Genomic DNA, 1,097 nt, shown 5'->3' on the forward strand with positions numbered 1-1,097 from the left:
CTGCCGCCGGACTGGTACGACCGCCGCACCGGCTCACGGCGGCTGGGCCGCCTGGCCGTGGCCGTCGGGTTCGCGCTGACCATGATGTGGATCGCCGCCACCGCGCTGGCCGCCCGCACCGCCGAGCGCATCTCGCTGCCCATGCCGGAGCTCGCCTACACGGACGGCTACGGCGCCAACGCCGTGAACGTCACCCTCGTGGACATCCGCGCGTGGGACACGTGGGGCGAGATCACCGTGCTGGCCGCCGCCGCCACCGGCGTGGCCTCCCTGATCTTCCTGCAGCACCGCGACGGGCGCACCCGCAGCATCGACGACGTCGCCCCCGGCTCCGTCGGCGACTTCGGCGCCGACTCCTCGCTCGGGGCCCGCGAGCTGTCCGTCGTGCGCAGCTTCGCTGTGGACGATCGCAAGGGCCAGTGGCTCGTGGCCGGCCACACGATGGCCCCCGAGCGGCGCTCGATCATCCTCGAGGTCGTCACCCGCTTCATGTTCCCGATCATGATGCTGCTCTCCGTCTACCTGCTGCTGGCCGGGCACAACACCCCCGGCGGCGGCTTCGCCGGCGGCCTGCTCGCAGGCCTGGCCCTCACGCTGCGCTTCCTCGCCGGCGGCCGGTACGAGCTGCAGGAGGCCTCCGTGATCCCGGCCGGGCCCATGATCGGCCTGGGCCTGGCGATCGCCACGCTCACCGGGATCGCCCCGCTCTTCTTCGGCGGGCAGATCCTGCAGTCCTATGTGGTGGAGTTCACCGACCTGCCGCTGTTCGGCGACGCCCTCAAGCTGGTCTCGGCCACGGCGTTCGACATCGGCGTGTACCTCGTGGTGGTCGGGCTCGTGATCGACGTGCTGCGCTCGCTCGGCGGTGAGGTGGACCGCCGGGGCGAGGAGGCCCGCCGCGCCCGCCTGCGCGCCGCGGCCCGCCGTCGTCATCCGCGCATGCCCACCCCGTCCACCCCCGACGCCCCGGAGGCCGCCCGATGATGACCGTCGACCTGGCCCTGCTCCTGGCGATGGGCGTGATGTTCGCCGGGGGGATCTACCTGGTGCTCGAGCGCAGCCTGACCCGCATCCTGCTGGGGATCATGCTGATCAAC

1 protein-coding gene is annotated in these 1,097 nt (G+C 72.7%); it reads left to right on the plus strand.

Features of this window, described 5'->3' with window-relative positions; all coding sequences use genetic code 11:
• Positions 1-984 (plus strand): hydrogen gas-evolving membrane-bound hydrogenase subunit E (gene mbhE / locus AB0N07_RS51865; protein ID WP_365848076.1); only part of this gene is annotated, 984 nt, incomplete at its 5' end.
• Between the last annotated feature and the right edge of the window lie 113 nt (positions 985-1,097).

The sequence above is a fragment of the Streptomyces sp. NPDC051172 genome, from assembly GCF_040682555.1.
Lineage (GTDB): Bacteria > Actinomycetota > Actinomycetes > Streptomycetales > Streptomycetaceae > Streptomyces.